The sequence below is a fragment of the Lutibacter flavus genome (assembly GCF_900188355.1).
Classification (GTDB): Bacteria; Bacteroidota; Bacteroidia; order Flavobacteriales; family Flavobacteriaceae; genus Lutibacter; species Lutibacter flavus.
In genome coordinates this window covers 1-19,185 of record NZ_FZNX01000002.1, presented here as the reverse complement: position 1 = coordinate 19,185, position 19,185 = coordinate 1, and the positions used below count along the sequence as shown (strand labels likewise).

Annotated in this window: 17 protein-coding genes; 4 read left to right on the top strand and 13 right to left on the bottom strand. The window is 30.6% G+C overall.

Features of this window, described 5'->3' with window-relative positions:
• Nucleotides 1-3 precede the first annotated feature (3 nt).
• Nucleotides 4-240, bottom strand: coding sequence for an acyl carrier protein (locus CHB63_RS06305; protein ID WP_068209181.1), 237 nt, complete (start codon nucleotides 238-240; stop codon nucleotides 4-6).
• A 174-nt stretch (nucleotides 241-414) separates the two neighbouring features.
• Here CHB63_RS06305 and purN point away from each other — a divergent pair, with 174 nt between their 5' ends.
• Nucleotides 415-981 carry a phosphoribosylglycinamide formyltransferase gene (purN, locus tag CHB63_RS06300; RefSeq protein ID WP_089377618.1) on the top strand — a complete coding sequence of 189 codons (567 nt, stop codon included), beginning with the start codon at nucleotides 415-417 and terminating at the stop codon, nucleotides 979-981.
• Between the two features lie 6 nt (nucleotides 982-987).
• Nucleotides 988-1,620: a ribonuclease H1 domain-containing protein gene (locus tag CHB63_RS06295; protein ID WP_089377617.1), complete on the top strand. Its 633-nt coding sequence runs from the start codon at nucleotides 988-990 to the stop codon at nucleotides 1,618-1,620.
• A gap of 2 nt (nucleotides 1,621-1,622) precedes the next feature.
• Here the strand turns inward: CHB63_RS06295 and CHB63_RS06290 are convergent, their stop codons facing one another.
• From CHB63_RS06290 to CHB63_RS06235, 12 genes are all read right to left on the bottom strand, one after another.
• A complete protein-coding gene (locus tag CHB63_RS06290) occupies nucleotides 1,623-2,030 on the bottom strand; it encodes a hypothetical protein (protein ID WP_089377616.1) in 408 nt (135 codons plus the stop codon).
• A gap of 80 nt (nucleotides 2,031-2,110) precedes the next feature.
• Nucleotides 2,111-3,169: a zinc metalloprotease gene (locus tag CHB63_RS06285; RefSeq protein ID WP_089377615.1), complete on the bottom strand. Its 1,059-nt coding sequence runs from the start codon at nucleotides 3,167-3,169 to the stop codon at nucleotides 2,111-2,113.
• 558 nt (nucleotides 3,170-3,727) lie between these two features.
• On the bottom strand, nucleotides 3,728-4,135 hold the full coding sequence (locus CHB63_RS06280; protein WP_089377614.1) for a hypothetical protein: 408 nt from the start codon (nucleotides 4,133-4,135) through the stop codon (nucleotides 3,728-3,730).
• 77 nt (nucleotides 4,136-4,212) lie between these two features.
• Complete coding sequence (locus tag CHB63_RS06275) at nucleotides 4,213-5,274, bottom strand: zinc metalloprotease (RefSeq protein ID WP_089377613.1); 1,062 nt, start codon at nucleotides 5,272-5,274, stop codon at nucleotides 4,213-4,215.
• 157 nt (nucleotides 5,275-5,431) lie between these two features.
• A complete protein-coding gene (locus CHB63_RS06270) occupies nucleotides 5,432-6,646 on the bottom strand; it encodes an aminotransferase class V-fold PLP-dependent enzyme (RefSeq protein ID WP_089377612.1) in 1,215 nt (404 codons plus the stop codon).
• Between the two features lie 100 nt (nucleotides 6,647-6,746).
• Complete coding sequence (locus CHB63_RS06265; RefSeq protein WP_089377611.1) at nucleotides 6,747-7,868, bottom strand: ABC transporter permease; 1,122 nt, start codon at nucleotides 7,866-7,868, stop codon at nucleotides 6,747-6,749.
• A gap of 123 nt (nucleotides 7,869-7,991) precedes the next feature.
• Complete coding sequence (locus CHB63_RS06260; RefSeq protein WP_089377610.1) at nucleotides 7,992-9,098, bottom strand: ABC transporter permease; 1,107 nt, start codon at nucleotides 9,096-9,098, stop codon at nucleotides 7,992-7,994.
• A 54-nt stretch (nucleotides 9,099-9,152) separates the two neighbouring features.
• Entirely contained in the window at nucleotides 9,153-9,923 is a 771-nt protein-coding gene (locus CHB63_RS06255; protein WP_089377609.1) for an ABC transporter ATP-binding protein, read from the bottom strand.
• A 266-nt stretch (nucleotides 9,924-10,189) separates the two neighbouring features.
• Complete coding sequence (locus CHB63_RS06250; RefSeq protein WP_089377608.1) at nucleotides 10,190-11,092, bottom strand: ABC transporter ATP-binding protein; 903 nt, start codon at nucleotides 11,090-11,092, stop codon at nucleotides 10,190-10,192.
• Nucleotides 11,093-11,181: 89 nt separating this feature from the next.
• Entirely contained in the window at nucleotides 11,182-12,081 is a 900-nt protein-coding gene (locus tag CHB63_RS06245) for an HlyD family secretion protein (protein WP_089377607.1), read from the bottom strand.
• Nucleotides 12,082-12,091: 10 nt separating this feature from the next.
• Nucleotides 12,092-13,348 carry a TolC family protein gene (locus CHB63_RS06240; RefSeq protein WP_089377606.1) on the bottom strand — a complete coding sequence of 419 codons (1,257 nt, stop codon included), beginning with the start codon at nucleotides 13,346-13,348 and terminating at the stop codon, nucleotides 12,092-12,094.
• Nucleotides 13,349-13,352: 4 nt separating this feature from the next.
• Nucleotides 13,353-13,964 (bottom strand): TetR/AcrR family transcriptional regulator, encoded by a 612-nt coding sequence (locus CHB63_RS06235; protein WP_089377605.1) that lies wholly within the window; start codon nucleotides 13,962-13,964, stop codon nucleotides 13,353-13,355.
• Between the two features lie 102 nt (nucleotides 13,965-14,066).
• On the opposite strand from CHB63_RS06235, the gene CHB63_RS06230 reads away from it, so the two are divergent.
• Together CHB63_RS06230 and CHB63_RS06225 are read left to right on the top strand one after the other, a co-directional pair.
• A complete protein-coding gene (locus tag CHB63_RS06230; RefSeq protein ID WP_089377604.1) occupies nucleotides 14,067-15,407 on the top strand; it encodes a serine hydrolase domain-containing protein in 1,341 nt (446 codons plus the stop codon).
• Between the two features lie 528 nt (nucleotides 15,408-15,935).
• Nucleotides 15,936-19,185, top strand: a 3,250-nt coding sequence (locus CHB63_RS06225; protein ID WP_176420279.1) for a proprotein convertase P-domain-containing protein, incomplete at its 3' end; no start/stop codon positions are given.

Below are 19,185 nucleotides of genomic sequence, written 5' to 3'. Positions count from 1 at the left end.
AAATTACTTTTTAGCTTCTTCTATATAGCTAATCGCTTGACCAACGGTTCCAATATTTTCAGCTTGATCGTCTGGAATTTGAATATCAAATTCTTTTTCGAATTCCATGATTAATTCTACAGTATCAAGTGAGTCTGCTCCTAAATCGTTAGTAAAGCTAGCTTCTGTTGTTACTTCATTTTCGTCAACGCCTAATTTATCTACGATAATGGCTTTTACTCTTGATGCAATGTCTGACATAATTTGTTTAATTTTAAATTTAATTACTTGGCAAAAATATAAAACTTTATTTAATTCAAAATCATTTAACTGATAAAAGATGATTTAGTCAAAAATAATTTTGTAAGTTTTTTGTTTTAACAAGCAATAGTTACTATTATTTTAATTTATTTTTGTGCAACATTATTTAATTTTATGATACGAATTGTAATTCTTGCTTCAGGTTCTGGAACAAATGCCGAGAACATTATAAAGTACTTTAAAGGCAGTAAATCAATTTCTGTTGTACAAGTGCTTTCTAACAAGAAGAATGCCAAAGTTTTAGAAAGGGCTAAACAACTTAAAATAAGCGGTATAAGTTTTGAAAAAGAAGATTTTTTCACCTCAGATAAGGTGCTGAATTTACTAAAATCAACTGCTGATTATATAATTTTAGCTGGATTTTTATGGAAAATACCTACTAAAATTATTGAAGCTTTTCCCAATAAAATAATAAATATTCACCCTGCATTATTGCCAAAATATGGTGGAAAGGGGATGTATGGAATGCATGTTCATGAGGCAGTTGTAAAAAATAAAGAGAAAAAATCGGGTATTACAATTCACTTTGTAAATGAGAATTATGATGAAGGAGGAATCATTTTTCAGAAGAATTTTGATGTTTTACCTTCAGATTCGGCTGAAGATGTTGCCAATAAAGTGCATATTTTGGAATATGAGTACTTTCCAAAAATAATTGAACAAGTAATTAAAGGTCAATAATTTTATATGGCTAAAAAAAAATTTTATGTTATTTGGAATGGGCACCAAACAGGAGTGTTTAATTCTTGGGCTATCTGCAAAAAACATATTGCTAATTTTAAAGGTGCTCAATACAAATCATTTATATCAAAGGAGGAAGCTGATAAAGCTTTTAAAGGAAAATATATTGATTATGTTGGGAAAGAAACTAAAAAAGAAAAATTATCTCCTGAGGCATTAAAAATAATTGGGAAACCAAATTTAAATTCTATTTCGGTAGATGCTGCCTGTTCTGGTAACCCTGGGAAAATGGAGTATAGGGGAGTTGATACAAAAACAAAAAAGCAATTATTTATTCAAGGTCCTTTTGAAAAAGGTACTAATAATATTGGGGAATTTTTGGCATTAGTTCACGGTTTGGGTTATTTAAAGAAAAATAATAGTGATCTGCCAATTTATTCAGATTCTAGAATTGCTATTAGTTGGGTGAAGAAAGGTCAGTGCCGTACCAATTTACAAATTACTTCAGAAAATAAACCTCTTTTTGACTTTGTTAAACGCGCTGAAAAATGGCTTAAGGAGAATACTTATACGACAAAAATATTAAAATGGGAAACCAAAGCCTGGGGTGAAATTCCTGCGGATTTTGGGAGAAAATAATTTTAATTTAAATATGCTTCTAATCGTTTAAATAGCTCTTGAATATCCTTTGGGAGCTTATTGTGGTCGAACTCATACTCAAAAACCTTTTCTTTGAAATAAGTATTAAAAGTTCCTTTTATAGCTTTGTCAACGGCTAAATCATCTATCGATATATTGTTTTCAATTTCGCTAAAGTTTATAGAATTTAATAAACTATCTATTTTAATTTGTTGTTTTTCAGATAATTCAACTTTTTTAATGGCGTTGTTATCATTTATTTCGAGAGTATTATTTTCTAATTGTAGTGAATAAATATAGCCTCTAGTTTGAGCAGTATAATTTATGATTATATCATTAGTTTTTTCTTGACTATTACAAGAAATTGTAAATACAGTGATTACTAAAAAAAGCGGTGTAATAATTTTCATTGTAAAATAAATTGTAATTTAAAGATATAAAAAAAGACGCTTTGTAAAGCGTCTTTTTTAGTATATAAAGATAACTAACCTTAGTTTATAAAACTTTCTCTGGATCCTCCAGCAGCAAAAATTGCTCTCATTCTAGATTTTTGTCCTTCAGAAAACATATACATACAAGCATCATCAGTATAGTCCATATAGTTCATGGTCATGTCGTTTGATTTACAATTTACTGTTGGATAAGAAGGGCAACCATAATTTGCTCCATCAGAACTTGGTGTATCCGCAACAAAATCATCTTGACGACATCTACCATCTCCCCAAATATGTCTTAAGTTTAAATAATGTCCAACCTCATGTGTCGCAGTTCTACCTTCGTTGTATGGAGCTGCAGACCCTCCAGGTAAGCTTGAGTAAAGTAAAACAACACCATCAGTTGATGATGAGCCACCTGGGAATTGTGCATATCCTAAAATTCCACCACCTATATTACAAACCCAAACATTTAAGTGAGTTGAAGGAGTAATAGGAGGGTAAGCAGATTTTACAGCATTGTTAGTTCCCCAAGAAGTTGTAGAATTTGAATGTCTAAAAGTACCAGCATTAGTAAATGTAATTTCACTATCAGCAGCAATACCTGAGAATTCAGATGGTACTTGATTTATATCATTATTTGCCTTTCTAAAGTCATCGTTTAAGACTTTCATTTGAGCAGTTATTTGTGCGTCACTTACATTTTCTGAAGAGTTACTATACACAACGTGAAAATATACAGGGATATTTATTACGCCTAATCCATCATCAACAGGGTCTGTTCCAGGATCGGTTCCACCTCCACCATTTCCACCACCTGGGGTTGTTGGTTTTTTAGCTGCAATAAATTGACGTGTGTGTTTTTCGATATTGTACATTTTTGTGTACAGTCCTGGATTTTCATCCAACTGTTTATTTAAAACTTTCATACTGTGACATTTATCTCCACTTGAGTTGTTAGTTCCTTTTGCAGATAAATTTTCATCAGTATAAACATAAAAGTCGCTCATGTCAATTGCAGCAACTTCTTGGTCTGGGGTAATTTCATTAGAATTGTCCTGACAAGCAATAATCGTAAATGCTATAATAGCAAAGAATAAGGTGATTTTTTTCATGTTAATTTGAATAATTTTTAGTTAATATTTGAGTTTTTCTTGTTTTTAAGAAAGCCGAATATATTAAAAAAATGTTAAAACAGGTAAGATAATGAAAAAAATATACCTTTTAAATAGGGTAATAATGAAAAAACCCATTAAAGTAACAGAATACCGTAAAATGTTAAATAATTAATAGGCATTGTTTTTGCTCTCAAAATTATTTCATATAGAGCATCAATTTCTCCAAAAGTATTGTAAAAAGAAAAATTACCTCCTAAGTCGTTAAAAAATGGGAAAACAAATTTATATTCCTTTTCATTAGATGTTGCCTGTTCAGGTAACTCAAGAAAAATGGAATATAGAGGAGTGGCTATAAAAACAAAAATGGAGCAATTTATTTAAGCCCCTTTTTAAAAAGGTACTAATAGTATTGGAGATTTTCCATCTTTAGTTTACGGTTTGGGGTATTTGAAACAAACAAATAGTAATCTATTAATATTTCAATTCAAGAATTGCTATAAAATGGGGAGCCAAAGTTTGGGGCGAAATACCTGCTAATTTTAGGAGAAAATAATTCTAATTTAAATATGCTTCTAATCGTCTAAATAGCTCTTGAATATTCTTAGGGAGTTTATTGTGGTTAAGCTCAAATTTAAAGACATTTTCTCTGAAATGAACTTTAAATGTTCCTTTAATGGCTTTATCAACTGCTAAATCATCTATTGATATATTATTTTCAATTTCGCTAAAATCGATTTTATCAAGTGCTTGGTTAATTTCTAAAAGTTGAATTTTTGATAATTCAACTTTTTTAATGACGTTGTTATCATTTATTTTAAGAGTATTTTTTTCTAATTGAATTGAATAAGTAAATCCCCGTGTTTGTGCTGAATAATTTAATGAAATGGTACTCATTTTTTCTTGGCTTTGACAAGATTGAAATAAGACAAGTGTAAAAAGAATAAAAGTGCTTAAAGTTCTCATTATAGATTAATTTTTTAATATAAAGATAAAAAAAGGAGCTTAAGCTCCCTTTTTATTATCTTTTTTATACGGATATATTATTGTACAAAGCTTTCTCTAGGTCCTTCAGTAGCAAAAATTGCTCTCATTCTATCATTTTGACCATTACTAAACATATACATACAGTTGTCATCAACATAATCCATATAGTTCATGGTCATATCGTTTGATTTACAGTTAACTGTAGGATATGAAGGGCATCCGTAATTTGCGCCATCAGAACTTGGTGTATCAGCAACAAAATCATCTTGACGACATCTACCATCTCCCCAAATGTGGCGTAAGTTTAGCCAATGGCCAACTTCGTGAGTTGTAGTTCTTCCATGTCCGTAAACACCACCAGCTGCATTCTCACCAAAGTAATCTGAACCAATAACAACACCATCTGTTGCTAAAGTTCCACCTGGAAATTGTGCATAACCTAAAATTCCACCACCAATTTCACAAACCCAAATGTTTAAGTAATTTGTAGGGTCAGTAGCGTCTATTCCACCTTCGCTTACTAGTTTCATTGCGTCTCTTGTTCCCCATTCAGATGTAATTGAAGCTTTTCTGTTTATTGCAGCTAACGTAAAAGTAATTTCAGTGTCAGCAACTAAGTCTGCAAATTCACTGGGAACTCCATCTGTATTAGGATTATTATTATTAAAATCAGCATTCAAAATAGCAATTTGAGAATCGATATGCGCTTGTGTTACAGGATGGGCAGGATCTTCTAGAATGTTTACAACTACAGGGATAGTAATAGTACCTATATAAGGAGTTGGAGTAGGCGTAGGCGTAGTACCACCGCCACCACCACCTGGGTTTTTAGGTTTCCCTTTAAAATAAATATAAGTACGTGTGTGTTTTTCAATATCAAACATACGGTTTTCCAATCCTGGATCTTCTTTTAATTGTCTGTTTAATACTTTCATAGTTTGACATTTGTTGTTTTTTGCATCCCTTGAAGGTTTTTCTAAATCACTATAAGTGTATACATAAAAATCACTCATGTCAATTGTAGTAGCTTCTTGATTTGGTACAACGTCGTCGGAATTTGGCTGGCAGGCAACTACAGCTAATGCTAATATTGCCAAGGAAAAAATAAGTTTTTTCATCTTAAAATTAGATTATTTTGATTAATAATTTTCTATTTCGGGATGAATACAATAAAGTTACGTTAAAAAAACAACAAGAGTAAAATATATTTTAAAAAAATAAGAGTAATCCAATATAATTATTAGAAAAAACAATACACTATGGCTTATTAAACGTTTAGGAAAGCATTGTTTTAGCCTTAACCAATGCATTATACAACAAATCAACTTCTTCAAAAGTATTGTAAAAAGAAAAAGAGGCTCTAACCGTACCAGGTATTTTATAAAAATCCATAATTGGTTGTGCGCAATGATGCCCCGTTCTAACCGCAATTCCTAATTTATCTATAATTGAACCAATATCATATGGATGTATGTTTCCAATATTAAATGAAATTACAGCGGTTTTACTTTTTGAAGTACCATAGATTTTTAAACCTTCAATTTGGAGAAGTTTTTTTGTAGCGTAATCTAATAATTCAGCTTCATAAGCAGCAATATTATTAAAACCTAAATTATTTAAGTAGTCTAAAGCAGTTCCAAATGCAATTACTCCTGCAATATTTGGTGTTCCAGCTTCAAATTTATGAGGTAAATCGGCATAAGTTGTTTTTTCAAAAGTAACTTGTTTAATCATTTCACCACCACCTTGGTAGGGAGGAAGTTTATTTAACCACTCTTCTTTACCATATAAAATTCCAACTCCGGTTGGACCACATAATTTATGAGCAGATGCTACATAAAAATCTACATCTAACGCCTGAACATCTGGTTTAATATGTGGACAAGCTTGTGCTCCATCAATTAAAACAGCGGCTCCGATTTTATGTGCTTTATCAATTATTTCTTTAATAGGATTAATGGTTCCTAGTGCATTTGAAACGTGATTGACAAAAACTAATTTTGTTTTGTTTGAAAGCAAATTGTCATATGCTGTCATTATTAATTCACCATCCAAATTCATTGGAATTACCTTTAAAATAGCTCCTGTTCGTTCACAAAGCATTTGCCAAGGCACAATATTTGAATGATGTTCCATAGCAGAAACTATAATTTCATCACCTTTTTGTAATAAGGTAGTAAAACCGGTTGCAACTATATTAATACTATGCGTTGTACCAGCAGTTAAAATGATTTCATAGTTTTGTTTAGCATTAAAATGTTTTTGAATTTTAAAGCGTGCAAGTTCATAAGCATCTGTAGCTTTTTGACTTAATGTATGAACTCCTCTATGTATATTTGCGTTTAAAGTTGAGTAGTAATTTACAATACTATCAATAACAACTTGAGGTTTTTGACCTGTTGCTGCATTGTCTAAATATACTAATGGTTTGCCGTTTATAGTTTGCTTTAATATTGGAAAATCAGCTCTAACTTTATTAATATCTATCATTTGTTCTTTTTAGAATCATTCTAAATACAAAATTACAAAATTGATGTTATTTTATAAGTTGTTATTAGTAAATTATTAAAATATATTAACCTTAATTTATTTAAGCAATTTTTCTATAGCTCCAAACTGCTAAGCCATTCATTATAAAAGCATAAAAAAGTGTTTTTAAGAACTGAGGTAAAATATCATTAAAATCAGACCCTTTAAGCATCACCATACGCATTACTTCAACAAAATATCGAATAGGGTTAAACTCTGTTAAATGTTGTGCCCATTGTGGCATACTTTCAATTGGAGTGAAAAGGCCACTCATTAAAATAAATATTACAGCAAAAAACCAGGAAATAAACATCGCTTGTTGCTGCGTATCTGTAAAATTTGAAATAAATAAACCAATTCCTAAAATAACCAAGATATAAATACCTGTGTATAAATACATTAACCCTACACTACCAACTATTGGAACATTAAATAATACTTTAGCTATTATTAATCCTATTGTTAATAATCCCATACCTATGATCCAAAAAGGAAATAATTTGCCAATAATAAACTGGTGTTTTTTTATGGGTGTTACATTAATTTGCTCTAAAGTGCCAATTTCTTTTTCACGAACAATATTCATTCCAGATAAGAATAAAGTTATCATGGTAACTAAGATAACTAAGATTCCAGGAACCATAAATGTTTTATAATTCAGGGTTTTATTAAACCAAAATGAAGGGATGCTTACAATGTTTTTAGGGATATTTATTAAGTCAAAAGGGGTTATTAATTCAGTCTGTGCATTTTTGTTAAAACGTTGTATAATTTGGTTAATATAAACGTTTTCAACACCTGCGGCAGCACCATCAATGGCATTAATGGTTACCGCCAAATCTGTTATTCTGTTTTTTAATAAATTACGTTCAAAATGCTGTGGAATTTCTAAAATTACATCAACCTCACCGTTTAACATTGCTGAACTTGCCAATTTAGTTGAAGGAAAATCGGTTTGTACACTAAAATATGAAGAGGCGTCAAATTTTTCTATTAACTCCCTTGAAAATGAAGTTTTATCGTTATCGATATAAGAAAATTTAATATTTTTCACCTCAAATGTTGCTGCATTAGACAGTATTATTAACTGTATTATTGGTAGTACAAAAATAATGGGAAGCATTGCTTTATTTCTAAAGATTTGCTTGAATTCCTTTTGTATAATGTATAAAATTGTGTTCATTTTATAATTCTTCATTTTAATTCGTCATAACGAGTAGCGATAGCGATGTGATTATCTCATTTTTCAGAAGTAGATTGCCACAATTTTTTAAAATTCACTATTATTTTTTCATTTTTTATTGAATTATTCTAATCTGATTTTATATTTTTTAATACTCAATCCTATAAAAAACAAGGTCATTATAACTAAAATCAGCGTTTCTTTCCAAACAAAAGATAAGCCAACGCCTTTTAACATAATTCCTTTTAAAATGATAATAAACCATTTTGCAGGTATTATATTACTTATTACTTGCAATACCACAGGCATGCTGGTTATTGGAAAAATAAAGCCAGATAATAAAATAGTTGGCAGCATTAAGGCCATTAATGAAATCATCATTGCAGTTTGTTGTGAGGCAGAAATAGTTGAGATTAATATACCTAAAGAAAGAGAAGTAATTATAAATAAAATACTCTCAATACCTAACAAAATCAAACTTCCTTGAATTGGCATTTTAAAAACAAAAATGCTTAATAAAACTATAATAACTGCATTTATAATTGACAAGAAAATATATGGAACTACTTTACCAACAATAACTTGAGATGGTTTTAGAGGAGAAACTAATAAAATTTCCATAGTCCCTAATTCTTTTTCCCGTGTAATAGAAATAGATGTCATCATTGCAGAAACCAGCATTAAAATAATTGTCATTACTCCTGGAACAAACATAAAAACACTTTTTAGCTCCGGATTATAAACCATACGGGTTTTTGGAATAATTTGATAGGGTATTTTTATAGTTGTGTTTATTTCCTGTTGATATTTTTGTAATATGGCACTGGTATAATTGCTAATTGTATTTGCCGTATTTGGATCTGTGGCATCAGCAATTACTTGAATAGTGGCTATGTTTTCCTTACCAATTTTTTTGCTAAAATCTTTTTCAAAAACTAAGACGGCTTTAATTTTTCCTTTTTTAAAGGCGGTTTCAATTTCAGCTTCATTTCGAATATAATTACTTACACTAAAGTATTTTGAGGCACTAATTTTATTTATAATTTCTTTTGTTGTAACGTCTTTAGAGTGATCTAAAATTGCAATATCAACATTGTTAATTTCATTGGTTACCGCAAATCCAAAAAGCATTATTTGAGCTATAGGCATACCAAAAAGGATAAATAAAGATCGCTTATCCCTAAAGATATGGTAAAATTCTTTTTTAATAAATCCTATAAATCGTTTCATAAGTCCCATCTGACTTCCCCAAATGGGAAGAATTTTAATGTTTTTAGTTTTTACTCAATCATTTTTTACTCCCTTCCCAAAGGGGAGGGTCAGGGATGGGCTTCTAGCTAATTTTAAAAACACATCATTCATTGTTACTACGTTAAATTGTTTTTTCAGTTTTTTAGGAGTGTCTAAAGCTTCAATATTTCCATTTACCATAATTGAAACCCGATCACAATATTCAGCTTCATCCATATAATGCGTAGTTACAAATATGGTAGTTCCATTATTAGCAGTTTCATAAATCATTTCCCAAAATTGTCGTCTGGTTATTGGATCAACTCCACTGGTTGGTTCATCTAAAAAAACAATTTTAGGATTGTGTAATAATGCTACTGAAAATGAAATTTTTTGCTTCCAACCCAAAGGTAAAGTTCCTACTAATTGATTCACTGTTTCTTGTAAATTCAACTCTTCAATTAGTTGAGCTGTTTTTTCTTTGATTTGAGATCTCGATAATCCATAAATTCCACCAAAAAAAGTAATGTTTTCTTTTACGGTTAAATCATCATACAATGCAAATTTTTGACTCATATAGCCAATATTTTTTTTAATCTCATTGGGGTTTTTATAAACATTAAAGCTTGCTACCTGTGCATTACCGGAAGTTGGTTTGTAAATACCAATCAACATTTTCATAGCGGTAGTTTTGCCAGCTCCATTCGCTCCTAAAAAACCAAAAATCTCTCCTTTTTTTACTTCAAATGAAATTGCATTTACAGCCGTAAAGTCACCAAATTTTTTGGTTAAATTTTCAACTTGTATTACAGCTTCTTCTTTCATTTAATATTATTTGTGTTATTCTGAGCGATAGTGAAAAATCTCATCTTTTCAAGCAGAAGATTCTTCATTTGGTTTGCACTACATTCAGAATGACAATTGTCTTGTATTACAGTTTCTTTCTTCATTTTTTATTCGTTATTAAACTCTTCATTCTGAACTTGTTTCAGAATCTCCTTATGTTGTTTTCAATTACTATTTTCAATTACTATGTGAACCTAAAACAAGTTCAGGTTGACGGAATTTTATCCCCATTATTAGTTTTTAATTTATTTTGCCAATTCCATAAAAGTATCTTCAATGGTTGGTTGGGTCTTATTAATTTGTATGTTTTTAAGTTGCTGTTCTTCTAAAAAATGGAGCAATTCGTTTGGGTTAAAATCAATTCTTTTATCTGTGTAATGCACAAATTCGCCAAAAGGATATACATTGTAATTGTGTGTATATTTCTTTAAACTTTCAATTAGTTTATACATATTATCAGCGCAAACATTATATATTGTTTTAGGGTAATGTTTTATTATTTCTTCTGGTGTGTCAATTTGTAATATCCTACCATCTTGTATTAGTGCTATTCTATCGCACAAAGCGGCTTCATCCATATAAGGTGTTGATACTAAAATAGTAATTCCTTTTTGTTGCAGCCTTTTTAACATTTCCCAAAACTCTTTTCTTGACACAGGATCAACACCAGTAGTTGGTTCGTCTAAAAACAATACTTTTGGCTTGTGAATTAAAGCGCATGATAATGCGAGTTTTTGTTTCATTCCACCCGATAATTTACCTGCTCTCCTATTTTTAAAGGGCTCAATTTGAATGTAAATATCTTTTATTAAGTCGTAGTTTTCTTCAATTGTGGTTCCAAATATTGTAGCAAAAAACTTTAAATTTTCTTCAACCGTTAAATCCTGATATAAAGAGAATTTTCCGGGCATATAACCAATAATATTCCTTATTTTTTGAAAATCTTTTTCAACATCAAAACCAACAATTGATGCAGTTCCTTCATTTGCAATTAAAAGCGTAGTTAAAATTCTAAAAAGGGTTGTTTTTCCTGCGCCATCCGGGCCAATTAGGCCGAATAATTCTCCATCATTAACATTAAAAGTGATGTCTTTTAAAGCTTCAATTTTCTTGAAGGATTTGGATATGTTTTCTATTTTTATTCCCATGGTAATTGGTGCTATAAAATTCTAAAAGAAACACTTCGACAAGCTCAGTGTGACAACATAAAATGATGTTTATTCAAAACTGTTCAATGTTATTGCAAACTATTAGAAATCCACATTTCAGCAGGCATTCCAATTTTTAAACTTCCGTCGTTTTTAACGTTAATTTTAACTGCATAAACCAAGTTAACCCGCTCCTCTTTTGTTTGAATTATTTTAGGTGTAAATTCAGACTCAGATGAAATCCAGGAAATCGATCCATTATAATCTTTCATGCCATTTTCGGCATCAATTTTAACCGTAACTTCTTGTCCTATTATTATTGAAGGCAACTGTTTTTCACTTACATAAACCTTTAATTGCATGGTACTTAAGTCGGCAATTTTATACAAAGGTTTTCCAAAGGAAGTAATTTCATTAGGTTCAGCATATTTTACCAAAACTGTTCCGTTTATTGGATTAATAATGTTGCTTTTTTGTAATTGATCTTCTAACTGGCTTATTTGTACATCAATGTTTTTTAATTCATTTACAACAGGTGCATTTTGAATTTCAACACTTTTAATTTGCTGATTTATAACATCAATTTTTCCATTAATTCCATCAAGTTGTTGTTGTGTTCCTGCATTTTCTTTAATAAGGTTTTCAATTCTATTTTTTGAAATAGCTGTAGTTTTTAATTGGGCTTTTAGCACACTTATTTGTGATAATACACCTCTGGATTTTGATGCTATTATATTTTTAGAAACCAATAATTGTTCTTTTTTTAATGCCAACGGAATTGTATCTATAAAACCGACAAACTCGTTAATTTTTAAAGTTTGACCTTCTTCAATTGAAAACTGAATTAGTTTCCCATTATTTTCAGAAGAAATTGTGATTTCTGTTGCTTCAAAATTACCATAACCATCTGCTTTATTTCCATCATTATTACATGAAATAAATGAGCTTGTAATTATAATTAGTCCTGTTATTATTTGAGTAATTTTCATGTGTTACTTTTTAATTTCCTTGAGTTACTTTATAAGTTGCTTTTGCTAACAACAACTGAATTTTGTGTGTATTTAAATTGTTTTGAGCTTCATATAAATTGGTTAATTCTGTTATATATGCGGATGCCGTTATTACACCATTTTTTAATTGAGATTCAGCTGATTTTACAATTTTATTCCGCAATTTTATAATGCTGTTATCAGATTCAATTAATGATGTTATTTTATTAATTTCAGCTTGCTGTTGGTTAAGCTCAATGTTTGTATTTAGTTTAAAAATTTCTTCTTCTGTAGTGATAATATCTTTATTAATTAAAAGGGATTCGCTTTGTTTTTTTGTTGCTTTCCAATCAAAAATTGTCCAGTTAAGTTTTACTCCAGTCATATAAAATGTTTGAAACGAATTATCTAACATATTTAAACCAGGGTTTCCATAACCACCTATTACAAAACCCATAATTTTGGGAACATTTTGCAATGAATTTAATTGCTCCGATGTTTCAATCTGTTCTTTTTTTAATTTAAACAAGTCCAATTCGGGGCGTTTAATTTCGGATGTTAATTTGGATAAAAATTCTGGATTTTTTAATGCTGTAGTGTTAGAAATTTCAGCTCCAATTAAATGCGAAAGCGTTTCAAATAAACTGGTTTTATTAAATTCTATTTCTGTAAATTGTTGTTCTATTTTTAATAATTCAGCCTCTAAAACACTGTTGGATGATGATAATAATACACCATACTTTACACCAGCTTTTACTTCTTTTAATTTAGCTTCTAACAGTTCTTTTTTAGAAGTTAATAACGCCTTTTTTTCTTGCTGTAATAAGATGGAAAAATAGAGTTGATTTATTTGTTTTTTCAATTGGTATAAACTTACTTCAACTTGTTTTTGTTTTGTTTTTAGCGATGCCAATTTAACTTCAGCCGAAGCATCAATTAAACCACCCGCATAAATTAATTGATTTACGGAAACTGTTGTTTTGTATTGGTCTTTATTGGGAGGTTCAATAGTTGAATTTGGAATTGCAATTGGTATTTGTGTAACATCCGATTGATAGGTAGCCTGTGCTAAAAAATCCAATTGAGGAAATTTTTCAGTTTTAATAACTGCTACATCTAATTCATTTTGTTTTGCTAATAAATCGGTTTGTTTTGCTAAAGGATAATTTTTTTCAACCAAAATGTAGCAATTTTCTAAGCTTAATTTCTCTTGTGCAAAAGCACTTATTGAAAGTAGCAAGAATATAAATTTGCTTAAATTTTTCATGGGCTTAAATTTTAATAGCGTTAATTATGAAATCGGCTACCTGAGTAGTTCTTTCTTCCATTAATTTGTTGAAATCTTTATCGTTTATTGCCAGTAAACCTTCTAATAGGGGAGATGCTATAAACGGGAAAACATTTAAGGCTAAAACATTTATAAATAATTGCTCTGGTTTTATAGGTTTAATAATTCCTTGAGCAATTTCTTCCTTTACCTGATTTTTAAAAGTTGAAATATTAGGAAAATATTCGTTAGTAATTAATGTTGTAACAAATTCTGGATTTCTATTTAATTCCTGAATAATAAAATTTGGTAAAAACGGGTGTTTAATTACAAATGAAATATAATTGGCGGTAAAACTTTTTATTTTATCAAAAAGATTTGAATCATCATTCAGTACCTTATTTAATTCAGGTGCTAACATAAAAAATAAACTTTTAAAAACAGCTTCAAAAAGCAATTGCTTACTTCTAAAGTAGTAATGCAAAAGCGCTTTATTTATACCTGCTTCGTCCGCTATTTCCTGCATTCTGGCTCCAGACATTCCTTTACGTTGAAAAATACGTTTTGCCGCGTTTAAAATCTCAGATTCTGTTGTTGTATCCTTAGATTTTTTCATGAATTAACTATTTAGTTTAACCATTTGGTTAACAAATGTAAATTCTTTTTTTAAACTGACAAAAAAAAGTTAGATTTATAAAATACTTTAAAAGAAAAATCGATGAAAAAATTTATAAAATTTAGTTTATTACTAATTGTTTTATTTTTTGCTTATGTAGTTTATTCTAATTACCCTCGGCTAAACATTATTACGGGTTTTTCTGCAAAAAGTGTCTGTTCTTGTACGTTTGAAGCAGGAAGAGATTTACAGTCAATAGAAGAAGGCGACAATGATATAAACCCTGTATTTTATGCTGAAAATGTGGTTAATATAGAAGAGAAATCGGTTACTTCAACTGTTTTTGGCTTAAAAAAGAGAAAAGCTGTTTTTAAAGAAGGTGTTGGATGTATTCTTGTTCCCGAAGATATTATAGAAACAACTTCATTTAAACCAGTTAGAAATTTTAATAAAACCAATTTACAATATCCTTACGGAGAGTTACCTCAAAAAGACACAGTTTTTAATACTATAAATTATAATGAATTACAATTAGCTGTAAATAATGCTTTTGATAATGAAAACGAAGAAATAAAAAGAACTAGAGCTGTAGTTGTTATTTATAAAGATCAAATTATTGCTGAAAAATATGCACCTGGATTTAATAAAAACACCAAATTATTAGGATGGTCTATGACTAAGAGTATTACAAATGCAGTTTTAGGTGTGCTTGAAAAACAAGGCAGAATTAATATAAATCAAACAAATTTATTTCCAGAATGGCAAGATGATGAGCGTTCAAATATCACCTTAAATAATTTATTACAAATGAATAGTGGTTTGGAGTGGGTTGAAGATTACAATACCATTTCAGATGTTACTAAAATGCTTTTTTTAGAAGATGATATGACTAAAATCCAATTAAACAAACCACTAATTGGAAAACCAAATGAAAGTTGGGTATATTCTTCAGGCACTACAAATTTATTGTCAGGCTTTATTCGAAATCAATTTAAAACGCATCAACAATATCTAGATTTTTGGTATTCAGAACTAATTGATAAAATTGGTATGAGTTCTATGTTAATTGAAACTGATGCTACTGGATATTACATTGGTTCATCATATGGCTGGGCAACAGCGCGTGACTGGGCTAAGTTTGGCTTATTGTATTTACATAAAGGGAATTGGAATGGAACGCAAATTTTAAATGAATCTTGGATAGATTATTCTAAAACTCCAACTAATGGCGCTAATGGAGAATATGGAGCGCAATTTTGGCTAAATGCTGGCGGTGTGTACCCAAATGCACCAAAAGATTTATTTTCTTGCAATGGATACCAAGGACAACATGTGTTTATAATTCCTTCTAAAGATGTTGTAATAGTGAGATTTGGATTAACTGAAAATCCAGTTTTTAAAGTAGATACCTTTTTAAGCGAAATTTTAGCTTCAATAAATTAAAAAAATCTCTTTTTTAATGGTGTTAATTCTTTTTAGAAAATTACACTAAAGGTTTAGATTATTTTTGTATTTAAACTTTCTTAAATAAAATCTATTTATAAAATATTTTAAATGCAACTTTTGATACATAACACATCTGTCAATTAATTGACAGATGTGTGACTTTGTGCTAAAATACGTGTCATAAAAAAATTAAGTATAGGTTGTTTGTTATAATAATAAAGTAATTTGTTTTAAATCCATAACAAACTGTTAATAAACTGTTAATAAATCTTTGAAAATTGGGTTAAAATCGTTAATTTTGGCGACTAATCTAATAATTATTAATGTTTTAACCCACATTAAGTAAGGTTTATCCTTACTTAGAAAAAATTTAAATAAAAATTTAAATTTTAAAAACTAATAAATTTGGAATTTTTCAAATATAATAATTAATGAATACACCTCCCAAAATTATGCATTCATGCTATTTTGGGAGGTGTAATTATATAGGTAAAGAAGTTATTGATTAAAGTAAAAAATAATATATTGGAACAACATTATTTTAAAAGTCTTATAAAATTTAATAAACAGCAAGTAAATTTTATTTTTATAATCGCATTATTTTTTGGAAGTATTTCTTTTGGGCAAACGGCCTATACATTCAATAATACTATCTCGGGAACAATTCTTGATAATTCAACTTCAGCTACTGCTTTGGTCAGAACTTTTAATGTTACTGATAATTTTACAATTAATGATATAAATGTAGGTTTTAACACAACTCATACTTGGCGTGGTGATATAGTAGCTACTTTAACATCACCCTTAGGCACAGTTGTTAACCTTATTACTAGCTCTAATGATAGTGATGACAACTATGATATATTATTAGATGACAATGGTACAGGAACATTAGATAATGGAACTAATGATAATACAGCATCACCATATTATACACGTAGTGTAGATTTAAATGTGCTAACGAATTTTGAAGGGCAAAATTCGTTAGGTACTTGGACTTTAAGAATTTGGGATGTTGTAAGTCTAGATACGGGAACATTTAACAGGGCGCAGCTTCAATTTCTTGGAACAGCAGCTATAGATCCTTGCGATGCCACTGCTTCCGGAAATCTCGATACTGATGGAGATAATGTAAGTGATATTTGTGATTTAGACGATGATAATGATGGTATTTTAGATGCCGATGAATTTAATTGTACTTCCTCAATTTTAAACTGGGAAGATCATTTTGTTGAAGGTACTAGTGGTAATGGTACAGGCGGACAGGATCCAACAGTTGCAACAGCTGTACCGCCTTTAGTTTTTAATGGTGTAACCCTTACCATTAGTAGAACAACAAATACAACAGGAAACTGGAAAATTAATAATAATTATATTAGTTATGGTTATAATTGGTTACAAGCATCAATTATAGGGGGGCAAACAGTTCATACGTTTAACTTTTCGAGAGCTGTAAACGATTTATCATTCACCTTGTTTGACTTAGATGCAGGGCCTAATTTTCAAGATGAATTAACGATTGATATAATTTCTGATGGAGCTCCCTATAGTTTAACTCCATCTGATTATACTTTAGCAACAAATATTAGTTATACTGGAAATAATACATTCTTAGGTCGTGGAGTTGATGAGAACTTAATATTAAATATTTCGGTTCCGGTTGATTCAATGACCATTTATTATAAGCAGGTTGGCTCAAACCCTTCTGCTAATCAAGGTATGGCAATTGGCGATTTATCGTTTTGCGTACCTAAAGATACAGATAACGATGGAATACCAGATTATAAAGATACAGATAGTGATAATGATGGTTGCTCGGATGCTATTGAAGGTGGTGGCAGTTTTACAGCTAATGATACATCAACACTTCCGGGAGGAAGTATAGGAGGAAGTAATGATAATTTAGGAATAACTGTAGATGGTGATGGAGTACCAACTATTTTAGGAAGTCCACAAGCTACAACAGCTGCTGTGACTGACTCAGGTGATAATTCGGCATGTATAGATCCTTGTGATGCTACGGCATCTGGAAATTTAGATACGGATGGTGATAATATAAGTGATATATGTGATTTAGATGATGATAATGATGGCATTTTAGATGTTATAGAGAATGGAAATTGCCTTATTTCAGAAAAGGAAGAAATATCAGTATTATTTAGTGAAGATTTTGGGACAGGTACTGCAAGAGCAACTAATAGTAATGTTATAAGTCACTTATATGATACTAATGGTGCAATTCCAGATGGTTCTTATGCTGTTGTTTCCTCCCTCTCTTCTGGACTTTCACAATACAATCGTACAGATCAAAACGGAGATATAGATGCAAACATTGATCAATTTACAGGTCCAGCTGGCGGTTCTTCAAATGGTAGGTATTTATCTATTAATATGATTAATACTGGTAATACTGAGTTCTATCGTCAGACGTTAAGCGACTTGATTATAGGTGCAGATTATAGATATAGATTGGATTTAGCAGGTTTATGTATTGGTTGTGCTGATTTACCAATTTTTAGACTTGAAATTCAAAATAGTGTAGGGACTGTTCTTCATTCAATTTCATCAACTTCTATTGGAGTTGCAAATGATGACATCTGGAGAAGGGTTGTTTTAAACTTTACAGCTGCAATTGACGCTGTTGATATAGTAATTATAAATGATCAACCTAATGGTTCGGCAGGAAATGATGTTGGTGTTGATAATATCGTTTTTGGCCTTTTACAGTGTCCAGATAGTTTTAATGACACAGATGGAGATGGTATTATTAATAGTTTAGATACAGATAGTGACAACGATGGTTGTCCGGATGCTACAGAAGGTATAAATAATTTAGCTACTATTGCTACATTAGTAGGTGGAAGTAATGGAGGTAGTTCGGCTAATTTAGGAACAACTGTAAATGCCAACGGTATTCCTACAGCGGCAACAGGAGGTACTACAGCAGGTACAGAAATTACAGGGCAAGCTACAACCGCTGGAGTAACAGTAAGTGATGTTATTTCTAGTGTGGCAATTACTTCAAGTCCAACACCAGCAACAGTTTGTGTTGATGGTGATATAACATTCACAGCAACACCTACAGGAGTTAGAGAAACAGATTTTATTGCTGCACCAGGATCAATCCCTGCTGGTGATTATATTTATAATTGGTATTTAGGAGCAAGTACAACTTCAATAGGTACAGGTAACACACTTACACTTAATAGTGTTACAACCGGAATGAATGGAAATGATTACCGAGTAGAAGTAACAACAGTAAACAATGTTTGTCCTACTGAAGAAACCATAACATTAACGGTGAATGCCTGGACAGTTGCATTAGATTCAAAAACAGATGTATTATGTAATGGAGCTTTAACAGGAGCAATTAATATTACAACTACAGGCGGAACAGGGACATTGACTTACGCATGGACAGGGCCAAATAGTTTTACCTCTAGTTCAGAAGATTTAACAGGATTAGCGGCTGGAGATTATAATGTAGTTGTAACAGATGCCAATGGATGTGCAGCAAGTTTAGCTTCACCAGTAACCATCACTGAGCCTGCAGCAATTTCAATATCAAGTGCAGGAGTAACAACAGCGATAGACTGTAATGGCGGAACAGGAACGGTAACGATAGTTGCTTTAGGCGGAACAGCACCAATAAGTTATACCTTTAATAGTGAAACAAATACTACAGGAGTCTTTACAGGCGTATCTGCAGGAACTGGGCAATTATATAGTATTACAGATGCGAATAATTGTACAGCAGTAACAGGAACTATTGATG

Coding starts and splice junctions, on each gene's coding strand:
- CHB63_RS06280 (WP_089377614.1), bottom strand. CDS start 4,135: ATGAGAACTTTAAGCACTTTTATTCTTTTTACACTTGTCTTATTTCAA.
- CHB63_RS06240 (WP_089377606.1), bottom strand. CDS start 13,348: ATGAAAAATTTAAGCAAATTTATATTCTTGCTACTTTCAATAAGTGCT.
- CHB63_RS06270 (WP_089377612.1), bottom strand. CDS start 6,646: ATGATAGATATTAATAAAGTTAGAGCTGATTTTCCAATATTAAAGCAA.
- CHB63_RS06235 (WP_089377605.1), bottom strand. CDS start 13,964: ATGAAAAAATCTAAGGATACAACAACAGAATCTGAGATTTTAAACGCG.
- CHB63_RS06275 (WP_089377613.1), bottom strand. CDS start 5,274: ATGAAAAAACTTATTTTTTCCTTGGCAATATTAGCATTAGCTGTAGTT.
- purN (WP_089377618.1), top strand. CDS start 415: ATGATACGAATTGTAATTCTTGCTTCAGGTTCTGGAACAAATGCCGAG.
- CHB63_RS06255 (WP_089377609.1), bottom strand. CDS start 9,923: ATGAAAGAAGAAGCTGTAATACAAGTTGAAAATTTAACCAAAAAATTT.
- CHB63_RS06285 (WP_089377615.1), bottom strand. CDS start 3,169: ATGAAAAAAATCACCTTATTCTTTGCTATTATAGCATTTACGATTATT.
- CHB63_RS06290 (WP_089377616.1), bottom strand. CDS start 2,030: ATGAAAATTATTACACCGCTTTTTTTAGTAATCACTGTATTTACAATT.
- CHB63_RS06245 (WP_089377607.1), bottom strand. CDS start 12,081: ATGAAAATTACTCAAATAATAACAGGACTAATTATAATTACAAGCTCA.
- CHB63_RS06295 (WP_089377617.1), top strand. CDS start 988: ATGGCTAAAAAAAAATTTTATGTTATTTGGAATGGGCACCAAACAGGA.
- CHB63_RS06250 (WP_089377608.1), bottom strand. CDS start 11,092: ATGGGAATAAAAATAGAAAACATATCCAAATCCTTCAAGAAAATTGAA.
- CHB63_RS06305 (WP_068209181.1), bottom strand. CDS start 240: ATGTCAGACATTGCATCAAGAGTAAAAGCCATTATCGTAGATAAATTA.
- CHB63_RS06260 (WP_089377610.1), bottom strand. CDS start 9,098: ATGAAACGATTTATAGGATTTATTAAAAAAGAATTTTACCATATCTTT.
- CHB63_RS06265 (WP_089377611.1), bottom strand. CDS start 7,868: ATGAACACAATTTTATACATTATACAAAAGGAATTCAAGCAAATCTTT.
- CHB63_RS06230 (WP_089377604.1), top strand. CDS start 14,067: ATGAAAAAATTTATAAAATTTAGTTTATTACTAATTGTTTTATTTTTT.